General features: G+C 42.5%; 8 protein-coding genes and 1 pseudogene. 8 read left to right on the top strand and 1 reads right to left on the bottom strand.

Features of this window, described 5'->3' with window-relative positions:
- A partial coding sequence (locus VF500_RS08845; RefSeq protein WP_330859329.1) for a hybrid sensor histidine kinase/response regulator transcription factor occupies nucleotides 1–1,839 on the top strand: 1,839 nt, incomplete at its 5' end.
- A 147-nt stretch (nucleotides 1,840–1,986) separates the two neighbouring features.
- On the opposite strand, the gene VF500_RS08840 is transcribed toward VF500_RS08845, so the two are convergent.
- Nucleotides 1,987–2,805 carry an AraC family transcriptional regulator gene (locus tag VF500_RS08840; protein WP_330859327.1) on the bottom strand — a complete coding sequence of 273 codons (819 nt, stop codon included), beginning with the start codon at nucleotides 2,803–2,805 and terminating at the stop codon, nucleotides 1,987–1,989.
- A gap of 82 nt (nucleotides 2,806–2,887) precedes the next feature.
- Between VF500_RS08840 and VF500_RS08835 the strand changes: the two genes are divergently transcribed.
- The 7 genes and pseudogenes from VF500_RS08835 to VF500_RS08805 form a co-directional block, all read left to right on the top strand.
- Nucleotides 2,888–4,396, top strand: coding sequence for an MFS transporter (locus tag VF500_RS08835; protein WP_330859326.1), 1,509 nt, complete (start codon nucleotides 2,888–2,890; stop codon nucleotides 4,394–4,396).
- Nucleotides 4,397–4,659: 263 nt separating this feature from the next.
- Nucleotides 4,660–5,250, top strand: coding sequence for an RNA polymerase sigma-70 factor (locus VF500_RS08830; RefSeq protein WP_330859325.1), 591 nt, complete (start codon nucleotides 4,660–4,662; stop codon nucleotides 5,248–5,250).
- Between the two features lie 122 nt (nucleotides 5,251–5,372).
- A complete protein-coding gene (locus tag VF500_RS08825) occupies nucleotides 5,373–6,200 on the top strand; it encodes a helix-turn-helix transcriptional regulator (RefSeq protein ID WP_330859324.1) in 828 nt (275 codons plus the stop codon).
- A gap of 80 nt (nucleotides 6,201–6,280) precedes the next feature.
- Nucleotides 6,281–8,743: a TonB-dependent receptor domain-containing protein gene (locus VF500_RS08820; protein WP_330859323.1), complete on the top strand. Its 2,463-nt coding sequence runs from the start codon at nucleotides 6,281–6,283 to the stop codon at nucleotides 8,741–8,743.
- Between the two features lie 113 nt (nucleotides 8,744–8,856).
- A complete protein-coding gene (locus tag VF500_RS08815) occupies nucleotides 8,857–10,005 on the top strand; it encodes a FecR family protein (protein WP_330859322.1) in 1,149 nt (382 codons plus the stop codon).
- A 254-nt stretch (nucleotides 10,006–10,259) separates the two neighbouring features.
- Nucleotides 10,260–13,712: a TonB-dependent receptor gene (locus tag VF500_RS08810; RefSeq protein WP_330859321.1), complete on the top strand. Its 3,453-nt coding sequence runs from the start codon at nucleotides 10,260–10,262 to the stop codon at nucleotides 13,710–13,712.
- 16 nt (nucleotides 13,713–13,728) lie between these two features.
- A pseudogene (locus VF500_RS08805) lies at nucleotides 13,729–13,993 on the top strand (RagB/SusD family nutrient uptake outer membrane protein); the annotation flags it as partial.

Below are 13,993 nucleotides of genomic sequence, written 5' to 3'. Positions count from 1 at the left end.
ATGAAATTGCAATGGAACAAGATCAACAGCCAGCAAAAAGATATTGAACGGCAGCAATCGCTATTGGCAGAGCAGCGCGAGGTATATAACAGCCAGGAACTGGTGCTCAATATTATTGTTATTACGCTGGTGCTGGCCATTGTTTTTGGAGGACTTGCGTTTTATTCGCTGATGGAAAACCGGAAGATCAATAAAAGCCTGGAGGTTAAAAACGACGAGATTTTATCACAACGGAACCAACTGATCGAGATGTCGGCCCTTGCTGAGGCTGCCACCGAGGCCAAGCTCAACTTTTTCACTAATATCTCGCATGAGTTTCGTACGCCGCTAACTCTCATCCTGTCGCCGGTTGAGGATATGATGCGTAATGAAAAGCTCAATATTATTGCGGGCAAAAATTTAAAACTGATCCACAAAAACATATTCAGGCTGCTGAGGCTGGTTAACCAGCTGATAGATTATCGCAAAATTGAATATGATAAACAACAGATCAATGCATCACCCGGTAACCTGGTGGAGTTTGTGCGCGATATATTGGATAGCTTTCAGCATAACGCCCAAAAACGCAATATCAATATCAGCCTGTCATCGGCCGAAAAGAACATAATTGTTTGGTTTGATGCGAACATGCTTGATAAGGTATTCTTTAATCTGGTATCAAACGCCATGAAATTCACTAAAGATAATGGCCGCATTGAGCTCAGCATTAAACCAACCGATAACGATACGGTTGAAATAACCGTTAGCGACAACGGCATAGGCATGGAATCGGAAGAGGCTGAACACGTTTTTGACCAATTTTACCAGGCCGATAATGGTAATGCCAAAGGCTCGGGCCTGGGTTTATCGCTGTCAAAAGAGATCATTGGCATTCATCATGGCACCATTACCGTAAAAAGCAGGAAATGGCAGGGTACGGCTTTTACCATCACGTTACCGTTGGGAAACCCGCACAAATACACTGCCGACAAAAACACACGTACGAGCAACGCTGCCGCTATCGACGAACGTGCAAGGATCTATACCACCGACCTGGAACAGGCCGAAGAAATAATCAATGCCGATCATTTTGAAACGCCCAAAGAGCAATCAATACTCATTATTGAAGATAATGCTGATCTTTTAAATTACCTGAATAATAAACTTAGCACCGACTATGAAATCTTTACTGCCGATAACGGTAACCTGGGCTTAAGCGAAGCTTTTGAAAAAGTTCCTGATCTGATCATATCTGACGTGGTATTACCCGGCATGTCGGGCAAGGCCATAACCGAAAGCCTTAAAACAGACATGCGCACATCGCACATACCCGTGATATTGTTAACCGCACAGGCCAGTGTTGAACAGCAGATTGACGGCATCCGCAGTATGGCCGATTGTTATATGGTTAAACCCTTCAACTTTGACCAGTTGTTGGCCACCATCAAAAATCTCATCAAAAACAGGGTGATATTGAAAGAGCATTTCAGCAGTGAGGTAAGCCACGGCAAAATGCCGGTATCCAAAACTCTCGATAAAAAATTTCTGAATGATTTTGCAGGCATTGTAGAGCAGAACCTTGCCAATGAAAACTTTAATGTTGATGACATTTGCAAAACCATAGGCATTTCAAGGGTACAATTGTACCGCAAGGTGAAAGCCCTGCTTGGTTGCAGCATTACCGATTATATTTTGAACCGCCGCCTCAAAAAAGCCAAATATTTGCTGGTACACGAAAGCTATTCCATATCCGAGATCACCTATATGGTAGGCTTTTCCAGTCCCAATTATTTTTCGACAGTATTTAAAGCGAAATACAATTGTACCCCAAGTGAATTTAAACGCAATCAGCATTTATAATCAATAACTTGCAAAGTATATCTATTTAATATTTCTGTTTAGGATTTCAATTCATTAAACAAAGGACAGAGCCCATCATTGAGCTCAGAAGCTTTAATTAAAACTGTCTTTACGTCCCTCCAGTGAATCCGTTAGCAACAGTAAAAATCAAGTCTTTCTGAAAGCAGTTAAACTAATGCCTTTATGTTTTTTGAAGAACTTATTTAAATGGCTTTCATCCGAAAATTTAAATTCCGCGACTATTTCATTGATGCGCTTATCACTGAATTTTAGTTTGTGTTCAATTAACCGGAGTTTATACCGGGCAACAAACAAGGAGAGCGTTTCGCCGCTCTGCCTTTTAAAGTAAGTGCCTAAATAGGTTTCTGACAAGCCAAATTTTTCCGCGATCACATTCGCCCGTAATTTTTCAGGCATATAAATATTGGTCTGGATATAATCTATAATATCATGAATCCTGGCATCAGTATTAGCCTGAAGATTCTCTGATTTCATTTTGGTAAGGTTTCTTGCAGTTACTGCAATCAGCGCATTTGCAAAATGCAGCACAGCTTCTTTACTATATAGATCATTATTAGCTATCTCGTGTATTAAAGCATGAGCAAGATGTTTTACAATCGGCTCATCGGGCTTATTTTTCAAAACACATCCCAGCACATGCGAAGCGTGGTACAATACGCATTCCATACAGTTGTCATTCCAGGAGGATTCATTTACATATTTCCTGGAAAATTTCACTAAAAGGAATTCAGTTGCGCTCTCAATTTCAAAACGATATTCATCATTAGGCGTAAGCAACATTAAATTCCCCTCCTGATAGGAAATTTTGTTATTGTTAATATGCAGGAAGCCGGAACCTGTGATAACATAAGCAATTTGAAAAAAAGTTAACTGCACAGTGTAGGTACATTGTTCATATTTACTATGCAACACTTCTACCAGCTGATTAAGACTCTCCTTTCGCATATTGTAAATCTACCCAATTATAACAGATTTATACCTACATAACATCCATTCATCAGTATAATTTTGTCAAAAAAAACAAAAGATGAATAATTCACAGCACAACAAAGATGATAATGGTTCACTGATAGCGGTCTGCCTCGCCGCTTTAATGTTTGGATTCGAAATTTCGAGCGTACCCGTTTCACTACCTGTTATCGAAAAAGAATTACATGGAAATTTTAAAGATCTTCAGTGGATAATGAACGCCTATACCATTGCCTGCTGTACAGTGCTCATGGCGGCAGGCACGCTGGCCGATAAATATGGGAGAAAGCGGATCTTTCTCTATAATATCATTTTGTTTGGTATCACTTCGCTCATTTGCGGCTTAGCCCGGAACATGCCCACTTTAATTATCAGCCGGTTTCTGCAAGGGCTTAGCGGCGGTGCAATGTTCATTTGTACAATTGCTAATCTCTCCAATCAGTTTCCGGAGGCAAGGCAACGTGCAAAAGCTTTTTCGATATGGGGCGTGATTGTTGGAATTGGGTTAGGGTTTGGGCCTATTATTGGCAGTGCTATTATGACGGGACTAAACTGGCGCTGGATTTTTCTGATACATGTACCCATCTCTTTAATAACAATATTGATTGGATATCAATATATAAAAGAATCAAAAGACAGCAATTCGCCAAAGCTGGATATCTGGGGAATATTGTTTCTGGCCTCATCGATATTTGGCCTCACCTATTTCATTATTCAAAGCCCGGACACTGGCTTTAACAATATCAAAATGATTCTGATACTATTATTGTCGGTTACCTGCTTTATTATATTCTTATGGATCGAAAAGAAAAGCAGCTACCCCATGTTTGATTTTTCTGTGTTCAGGATCAATAATTTTTCAGGGGCTATCATGGGTTCTATCGGAATGAACTTTAGTTTTTGGCCATTTATCATTTACTTACCTATTCTGTTTCAAACCGGTTTTGGCTATAGTGTGATCTTTACAGGTATTTGCTTACTGGCATATACTTTACCTTCTTTAGTGGTACCTCCATTAGCTGAGTATCTGACATTGCGTTTTAAAGCTCGCATAGTGATCCCTTCCGGGTTATTTTTAATCGGGGCTGGCTTTTTATTGATGCGATATGGTTGTTTGGTTGAAAATGCAAACTGGGAAACACTATTAAGCGGGATGCTGGTGGCCGGCATTGGGCTTGGGATGACTAATACACCTGTAACCAATACGGCCACAGGTGCCGTTTCAAATGACAGAGTAGGAATGGCTTCCGGTATCGATACAAGTGCACGGTTAATAACGCTTGCCATCAACATTGCTGTAATGGGGTCTATATTGATTAACGGGGTGTTCCATCATATTAAAAATATCCTGCCGGGGTATCCTGATGTTAACGAATTGCATAACCTGGCAGAAAGAATGATATCAGGAAACAATACGCTGGTCAATAAAATTGGGATCTCAGCCAGTCAAATTAAAATCGTCCTTGCTAATGCCTTTGGGAACGTTCTATTATATGGTGGCCTGGGCGTATGGATTTTGGCTTTATGTAGTTTTCTATTATTTCGTTTAACTCCGAAAAACCGATAAAATGAAAAGAGAAGGATCAAAATCAACGTGATGATGATATTTAGCCTTAATCACCCGCATCCAGGGCAAAATGATTCACACTTCGTTTGATCCTTCCTCCTGCATGATGATATTGTCCCGGTACCTAAACTGCCGAATTATGGATAAACTTTAAAATAGTTTTTTCATTAAAATTATATTGCATATTTGTAGCCGGTTTTGGAGCAGTTCCCGCTGTGGTCCGGGCCGGTAACCAATTAGCGAGAATCTCCGGAACGGGGCGAATGTCAAAGTACAGTATATATACAGATCAGGAGTTAACCGGTTTGCTGCAGGCAGACGATCATGACGCCTTTACAGAAATTTACCAGCGGTACTGGAAAAAGATGCTCGGCATTGCCTGGAACCACAGTAAGGATACCGCGGTTGCCAAAGATCTGGTACACGAGGTTTTTTTATCCCTCTGGGAGCGTCGTGGTTCTGTCGAAATACAAAGTATTGGCGCTTTCCTTGCCACCGCTGTAAAATTCAGTGTATTCAAGCACTATCAACGTGAAAAACACCGCGCCGACCTGGCCAAAGAAAACTACGAGTTTGCTGATATCACCCATGATGAACACAAGCTTGACGCACTTTTTTTGCAGGAGTACATCAATGGCATTGTTGAAGAGATGCCCGAAAGATGCCGCCTGGTATTTCGTTATAGCCGCGAACTTGGGCTAAAAAACAATGAAATAGCTGAAAAGATAGAGATCAGCGAAAAAGGAGTTGAAGCCAACCTTACCCGCGCGCTTAAAATAATCCGCGGCGAACTGAAAAACTACGGATGGAGCATTGTGGCGGTTTTACATACCATTATTGCCTTGCTTAAATAATTGAGGGGGGAACGGTGGAACAGCCATGTTCACAACAATGCCGTTTTAAATAAATCCGTAATATTAAAACTATGCTGCCTGCTCATGAATATTGGTACCTTAGCCATTATTTCAGTAGATAAATGGCGACCCGATCAATAACCGCAGAAATCCCGGTAAAAGATAAAATGGCAGTTGAGCAACTTGTGAAAGTTAGTTTAATGAAAGAAATGATCAAGCCAACAAAACCTCACCGGCATGCCAACTATCATGAGCTGATTGTATTAAGCCAAGGAGCAGGATTCCATGAAGTGGATACACATGATTATGAAGTGGTTACTCCTGTCATTTACTATCTCCGGCCAGGTCAGACACACTGCTGGAATTTTACGGCTATCCCCAAAGGGTACGTGATTTTGTTCAGGGAAGAGCTTTTACGAAAGGAAGATATCGACCTTTTGTATACCCTACCTTCACAGGTTACTTTAAAAAAGCATGAATTATTATTTGAGCTGGTAGCCGCCTTCTATTCTGAATTTAAAACAGGAGAAGCCGGCACTGAAGTATATAGGGCATATCTGCATTTACTGATCACCAAATTCAGGCACTTATCGCAAACTGTCAGGATTGGACATTCGGCATCCGATCAGCTATTTCAACTTTACAAGCGCGAGGTTAATGAGCACTTTATGCAAAACCGGCAGCTTTTGTTTTATGCAGATAAATTGAATATTACAACTGCGGTTTTAAACGAAACCTGCAAAAAAGCTGTTGGCAAAACGGCCATGACCATTATTAACGAACGCGTTTTACTTGAATCCAAATTATTGCTTTCGGCTACGGCATCACCGGTAAACGCAATTGCCCATCAGCTTAAATTTGCCGATGCTCCCCATTTTATTAACTTTTTTAAGTTGCACACCAACCTTACACCCGGCCATTACCGGGAATTAGCTTTGGCCAAAAAATAGCGATACAATCAAAACGACGTATTGTACAATTCGCGGTTTTTCCTTTTGTCTAATTTTAGGCTGTTCGTTGAACAGTCTATATGCGCTACTTAAAACTCTTCCTGCTTATCTTTTTGTTTGGAATTACCCAAAGTTTATTTGCACAAACGGGTACCATAAAAGGGACCATTATTGATCATCAAAACAAACAACCGATAGAATACGCAACTGTCACTCTGCTCAAAAGCAGGGATTCGACCATAATAACTGGCTTAGTTACCAATGCGGGCGGCAGCTTTAACTTTGCAGGTGTAGCGACAGGTAGCTATCGTTTAAAGATTGCCTTTCTCGGCTATCAGACAACCTATTCGCAAATTATAACAATTAGTGCAATAAATGCGACAACGAAAGTTGACGTAGCGCTTACTCCTGGTAAGCAATTACTCAACGAAGTAAGTATATCCGGCAGGCAGATCGGGACATTGAATAAAATAGACAAGCAAAGCTATAAAGCCGGGCAGTTTGAATCGGCTAAAGGGGGATCGGCTATCGACGCACTGAAAAACCTGCCCTCTGTATCAGTAAATGGTGAAGGCAATATCAGCGTACGCGGTTCTTCGGGCTTTATGGTGCTCATTAACGGCAAACCGGTACTTACTGATGCACAAACAGTATTAAGCCAGTTGCCTGCAAATGCAGTAGATAATATAGAGTTGATCACCGCGCCATCTGCCAAATATGATCCGGATGGACGAGGGGGAATAGTGAATATTATTACAAAAAAGAGTGTCAGTGATGGCTTTACCGTTGCCGCCAAAGCACAAGGAGGCCTGCCCTCGGTTAAGGATTATGGTAACAGCCGAGAACCGGTGCGTTTTGGCGGCGATGCGACCTTGAATTATAGAAAAGGAAAATGGGATATATCTATTGGCGGTAACTATAACCGTAATGATAATGCAGGGTATCGTGAAGGCGATGCTTACACCAAAAACCTCAGTACCGGTACAATAACCCGTTTCCCTTCTATTGGCGAACGCAGCTTCAAAAAGTACAACTATGCCGGAAGGGCTACCATAAATTATACAGCCGATGCTTCAAACCTGATCTCGGCAGGCGTTTTCCTTGGCAAACGTTACCAGGACAGGGAGGCGGATTTGTTGTATCATAATACCACCAACAACCTGGCAACTGACGCTCCCATTAAAAGCACCACTTATTATAATGCCAATACGCAAACCAAGCAAGGCAACTTCGCTTTGGCAAGTCTTGATTATACGCATACATTTGCCGATAAATCAACCCTCGCGACCGGTTTACTTTATGAAAATGCCGATTTGTATGGAGATACGACAAATCGAAATCTCCATTACCCCAATATAACAGATCCCATTCAATATGTTTATAATCCCTATAAGCGGCCCATAAAAGGTTACCGGTTTAAGGTGGATCACAGCATCGCTCTTGGTAAAGGCAAGTTGGAAAGTGGGTACCAGGTTAGGTATGATACCCAGGACGGTCAGTTTGACTATCTGGTTACACCTCCGACCGATCAAGCCGATGCTGATAAGTTTAACGGGAGCCTGCATGCCAAAAATGTAATTAATTCGGTGTATAACCAGTATTCGGGTAAGCTATCGAAACTGGAATATACCGGCGGCTTGCGCTATGAATATGCAACCCGCACCGTTGATATTTCCTATGATGCCAATCAGCATAGGCTTAACTTATCAAATTTGTTTCCGTCGGCTAACCTGTTGTATCATTTGCAGGAAGGGCTTAACTTAAAAGCCGGTTACAGCAGGCGGATCAATCGTACTACCAACCTGGAGTTAAATCCGATACCGGAAAGGGAACACTCGGAAACATTGGAAGAAGGAGATCCCGACTTGTTACCTGAGTTTATTGACCTGGCAGAATTGGGATTGACCCGTACATTCAGTAAAGGATCTTTTTTTACTACGCTATATTATCAGCATATAAAAAATCCGATCCAACGGTTAAACAGCGTTTATGCCGATACTATCCTGAACCGTGTTTATACCAATGCAGGTAATGCAAGGCAATGGGGTTTAGAAGCCGGGACTAATTTACAGCCCGCAAAATGGTGGAGCTTGTATCTTGGCGCCAATATTTATAACTATCAGATCACCGGCGATATCCGGATCTTAAACATGCCGGTAACCATTGCTAATAAGACCTGGGCCTATTCAATTAATGGCAATACCAATTTCCAGGTTTCAAGAACATGGAGCATGCAGGCCAACGTAAACTATTTATCAAAACGGCCAACCGCACAGGGAGAAGACTCCCGCTTTTTTGTACCCAATACCTCCGTTAAAAAAACATTTATGAACGGCCGTTTTTCAGCATCATTGCTTTGGCAAAATATAAATGTGTTTGGTGCCAATAAGCAACGCATCACTACCTCGGGTACCGACTTTTTTACCACAACCAACTACATTTACGAAACCAATGTTTTTTTGCTGAATGTCAGTTTTAACCTCAACCGCTTTACCGGTAAACTAAAACTACCTAACAGCGAAATGAGCGATAAAGAGTTTTAAAACACATCATTTGGGCCAATGCAAACTATAAATGCTCACAGATAGTTTTTTCAAAATCGATGTAGGGTAAGGTTGCTTTCAGGGTACCCCCGTATAATAAGCACCCAAACCAATTGGATCAGGAACGTATCTACATTTTAATTAAAAAGTATCGGGATAATACTGCAACAGCAGCCGAACGCGAGGAATTACTGAATTGGTACCGCGAGAACGCATACCAGGATGCCGAATTTCCCGAAAGTGAAGAGATGAGCGGCGAAGCCATGCTTGCCAGGCTCAACCGGGAAACCAAACCTGCTAAAACGAAACCGGTCTTCAGATGGATAACCGCTGCTTCTGCTGTATTGATCTTGGGTGTGGCCGGGTTGTTTATTACCCGGATGCTTACAACAGATCGTGAAAACTTCCCTCCCCGTGTTGCTCAATCAAATATCCATCCGGGAGGAAATAAAGCTATACTTACATTAGCTAACGGCAGTAAGATCTCCCTTACCGATGCCGGTAACGGACAAATTGCAAATCAAAACGGCATTAAGGTAACCAAGGCCGCCAACGGGCAGCTGGTATACACCATAACCGGCAGGGAAAACCTGCCTGGTGCATCGTCAAGTACCGATCTTGATGCCTTCAATACCATCGAAACACCTAAAGGCGGCCAATACCAGGTTGTGTTGCCGGATGGCTCAAAGGTTTGGCTTAATGCTTATACCTCACTGAAATTCCCTGTAAGTTTTAATAACCAGAAAGAGCGTCGCGTTGAACTATCGGGTGAAGCTTATTTTGAAGTTGCCCATAACAAGGATCTGCCATTCAGGGTGGTAACCACCCGGCAAACGGTTGAGGTGCTGGGTACGCACTTTGATGTTAACGCCTATTCAGATGACGCTGTTACCAAAACAACTTTATTACAAGGCCTGGTGCGGATAACTGCCGCCAGCAGGAGTGCAATCTTAAACCCAGGACAGCAGGCCAGATTAACCGGCGCCCTTGACGTGAACGAGGTAAATACCGCTGACGCCATAGCCTGGAAAAACGGCTACTTCAATTTTGATGATGAGAAGCTGGAAAATATTATGCGCAGTGTATCGCGCTGGTATAATGTAGATGTTGTTTTTGAAGATCAAAGCCTGAAAAAAGAAACATTTGGTGCTGTAACCACCCGCTTTGCCAATATCACAACCCTGTTAAAAATGATGGAGCAAACCGGCGATGCCCGGTTTAGCATTCAGGGTGCTACCATAACCGTAAGTAAGAAGAAATAACCACCCCAATAAACCAATTTAAACTAAACAAACAATATGAGAAAAACCAATACCTACCCATAGCTTAAAGCAGATCAGCGGTTTATAAAAAGCAGAACAGAGGCACTTCCGATGCCCCTGCTCCTATCAGCTTTTTAAAACCTGAATGTAATTGTCGTAACATTTCAACTTAAAACAGCCTTTAACAAATGTATAAAATTTTTACTACAAACATTTGTACGCCTTCGTGCTACCCTAAGAAATTTCTGCTCATCATGAAGATAACGACGTTTATACTCTTCCTGGCATTCATGCAGGCAAGTGCAGCGGTTTTTTCACAAAAAATCACTTATAAACAGAATGATGCAACGCTTAAACAAATATTCAATGAAATAAATAAGCAAACAGGCTATAACCTCTTCTGGTCGGCAAAGAGTATAAAAAATGTGCCTCCGCTGGATGTGAACTTCCAGAATATCCCGCTTGAAGAAGCGCTGAAAATCTGCCTTAAAAACTCAGCTTTAACTTATACTATTGACGGTAAATCGGTCATCATTAAAGAAGCTGACGGATCTAAAAATGATAATCATGCCGAAGATATAGCCGATATTACCGTAACCGGTACCGTGCGCGATTCAAAGGGCGTAACATTACCTGGTGTAAGTATCACCGTGGTGAACGATGCCAAACGTGGTACGGTAACAGATAACAATGGTAAATTCATTCTTGATGTAAAAAGCGGCTCGGTGATCCGGGTATCTTTTATAGGTTTTGTTACGCAAACTTTTACCGTAAGCACCGACAACAAACTGTATAATGTTGTTTTGGTTGAGGATGTAAGGCAGGCCGAAGAGGTTGTAATTACCGCCTACGGTAAAAAGGAACGTAAGGAAGCTATCGTCGGCTCGGTAACTACCATAAAACCGGCCGAGTTAAAGATCCCGGCAAGTAACTTAACCACCGCCCTTGCAGGCCAGGCGGCAGGTATCATCGCTTTCCAGGGAACGGGACAGCCGGGGCAAGATAACGCTCAGTTCTTTATCAGGGGTGTAACCACATTTGGTTATAAAGTTGACCCGCTGATCCTGATAGATAACATCGAGCTTACAACCAATGACCTTGCCCGCTTGCAGGTTGATGACATCGCCAGTTTCTCTATCCTGAAAGATGCAAGTGCAACAGCTTTGTACGGTGCCCGCGGTGCTAACGGGGTAATTTTAGTGGCTACCAAACAGGGTAAAATTGGCAAGCCGCAGATCAGCTTCCGTGCAGAAAATTCAATATCGCAAAATACACAGTCGCTTAAAATAGCTGATCCTATCACCTACATGAACCTCTTTAATGAGGCTACATTATCACGTGATCCGTATCAGCCAACGCCTTTTGATCCGGATAAGATCATCAATACCCAAAACACTTTGGCTAAAGGACCGGGCTATAATCCTTATGTATACCCGGCAGTTGACTGGCTTGGTATGCTGTTAAAAAAGCGTACATCAACCCAACGGGGAAACTTAAGTATTAGCGGCGGTACACCCTTTGCCCGTTACTATGTAGCCGGCTCATACAACCTTGACCATGGTAATTTGGTCGAGGACCCGGCCAATAACAACAGTAACAACATTAAATTTCAAAATTACCAGTTACGTTCAAACGTTAACCTCAACCTCACCAAAAGCACCGAATTGATATTGCGGTTTTCGGGCACTTTCAGTGAATACGCAGGGCCGCTTACAACCGATGGTTCGTTTAACTCGGATGTTTACAAAATTGCGCTGCATACCAGTCCGGTGCTATTCCCGGCCTATTTCCCTGCCGATTCTGCTAACCGCGATACCAAACACATTTTGTTCGGTGCCCCGGCTGAAAAGGGAGTGCCTTATAATAACCCATATGCGTTACTGCTAAGAGGGCATAAAACCTCATCAGAATCGCGGGTACTTGCGCAAATTGAGCTGAACCAGGGTTTTGATTTTATTACCAAAGGCTTAAACTTTCATGGCATCTTCAGTACCAACAGATATTCTTACTTTGATGCCAATTACGGGTATAATCCGTTCTATTACAATGTTGGCAGCTATGATAAAGTAAACAATACTTATTCGCTGGTGTGGCTCAATCAGGATCCCAACGATGCTAAGGAGTACCTGTCGTATTTTCCAGGCACACCTGTTATCAGCAATCAGATCTACCTGCAGGGCAACTTTGATTACAGCAGGCAGTTTGGCGATCATAATCTTTCGGCAACCATGGTGCTAACCCGGCAGCAAACGGTTTATTCAAACGCAATCAATCCAGTTACAAAGCAACCTGATTTGCAATACGCCTTACCGCATCGTAACCTTGGTGTTGCGGGCCGGGCAGGATATAATTACAAGAGCAAATACTTTCTCGAATTTAACTTTGGTTACAACGGCTCCGAAAGGTTCTCTACCGAACACCGTTACGGCTTTTTCCCAACCATCGGTGGCGGCTGGCTGGTATCAGGCGAGAAGTTCTTTGAACCGCTGGCAGATATTTTCACCAGGGTAAAAGTGCGCGGCAGTTATGGTTTGGTGGGTAATGACGCTATCAGCGACCGGCGTTTCTTTTATGCATCAAACGTAAACCTTAATGGTGGAGCTTCTGCCGCCTTTGGTACCAACGCAGGCTATGCGCATAATGGTGCCACCATCCTTAACTATCCCGACCCTAACGTAACCTGGGAAACTTCCAAACAGGCAAACCTTGCATTGGAAATGACCTTGTTCAAAAAGCTGAATATCACAGCCGAATTTTATAATTATAACAGGTACAACATCCTGCAAAAACGATCATACATTCCAAGTACCTCAGGACTTGAGGCCGATATCTATGCCAATTTAGGTAAAGCTAACTCAAAAGGTATCGATCTTTCTTTTGACTATAAGCAAAGCATCGGAAGTTCATGGCTTATTTCCGGACGTGGTAACTTTACCCTGGCAACAGATAAATATACTTATTACGAGGAGCCTAACTACCCTGAAGCATATCGCCATTTTGTTGGCCAACCTATCCGTATTGGGTATGGATATATTGCCGACAGGTTATTTGTTGATGATGCCGAAGCTGCTGCATCGCCAACGCAGATCTTTTCAACTACAGGCAAAGCGCCAAGAGGCGGCGATATTAAATACCGCGACCTGAACGGCGACGGTATTATTGACAGCCGCGACCAAACCTTTTTGGGCTATCCGCAGGTACCCGAAATTGTTTACGGGTACGGTGTATCTGCTCAATACAAAAACTTTGATCTTTCAGCATTTTTCCAGGGGCAGGCAAGGGTTTCATTCTTTGTGGACCCTAACCAGGTTAGCCCTTTTGTGCAAAGTACGGAGGACTACATTTATGGCAATACCCAGTTATTACAACAATTTGCAGATAGCCACTGGAGCGAAGAGCATCAGGACCTGTACGCTACTTACCCGCGTTTAGGAACAACCCGCAACATTATCGAAAACAACTTACAGCCAAGCACCTGGTGGCTGCGTAATGGTGCGTTCATGCGGCTTAAGTCGGTCGAGTTTGGGTATACACTGCCGGTATCTGTATCAAAAAGGCTGGGCCTACGCAGTCTGAGGTTATATGTTAATGGCCTCAACCTTATTACCTGGAGCTCATTTAAACTTTGGGATCCGGAACTGGGAAGCAATGGATTTAACTACCCTATCCAAAAGGTGTACAATATTGGCTTGAATGTTAATTTATAAGGAGATGAAGAGTATCATGAAATTCAACTATAAACATATTTGCTTATTATTTTTAATGGTATTAAGCGGCTCATGTAAAAAATACCTTGATGTTGTTCCGCCCGATGTAGGAACAATTGACTACGCGTTCAGAAGTAAAAACGAAGCTGAAAACTACCTGTTTACCTGTTATTCATCTGTCCAGCAATTAAATGACTTAAACAGGAGCGCGGGCTTTACCACTTCGGGCGAGATCATTTTTCCGCTTAACCTGGCTAACAATCCTTTGGATATTACAGGTT

The sequence above is a fragment of the Mucilaginibacter sp. genome, assembly GCF_036383575.1.
Taxonomy (GTDB): Bacteria; Bacteroidota; Bacteroidia; order Sphingobacteriales; family Sphingobacteriaceae; genus Mucilaginibacter.
This window is presented reverse-complemented; position numbering and strand designations above follow the sequence as displayed.

Coding starts and splice junctions, on each gene's coding strand:
- VF500_RS08840 (WP_330859327.1), bottom strand. CDS start 2,805: ATGCGAAAGGAGAGTCTTAATCAGCTGGTAGAAGTGTTGCATAGTAAA.
- VF500_RS08835 (WP_330859326.1), top strand. CDS start 2,888: ATGAATAATTCACAGCACAACAAAGATGATAATGGTTCACTGATAGCG.
- VF500_RS08830 (WP_330859325.1), top strand. CDS start 4,660: ATGTCAAAGTACAGTATATATACAGATCAGGAGTTAACCGGTTTGCTG.
- VF500_RS08825 (WP_330859324.1), top strand. CDS start 5,373: ATGGCGACCCGATCAATAACCGCAGAAATCCCGGTAAAAGATAAAATG.
- VF500_RS08820 (WP_330859323.1), top strand. CDS start 6,281: ATGCGCTACTTAAAACTCTTCCTGCTTATCTTTTTGTTTGGAATTACC.
- VF500_RS08810 (WP_330859321.1), top strand. CDS start 10,260: ATGAAGATAACGACGTTTATACTCTTCCTGGCATTCATGCAGGCAAGT.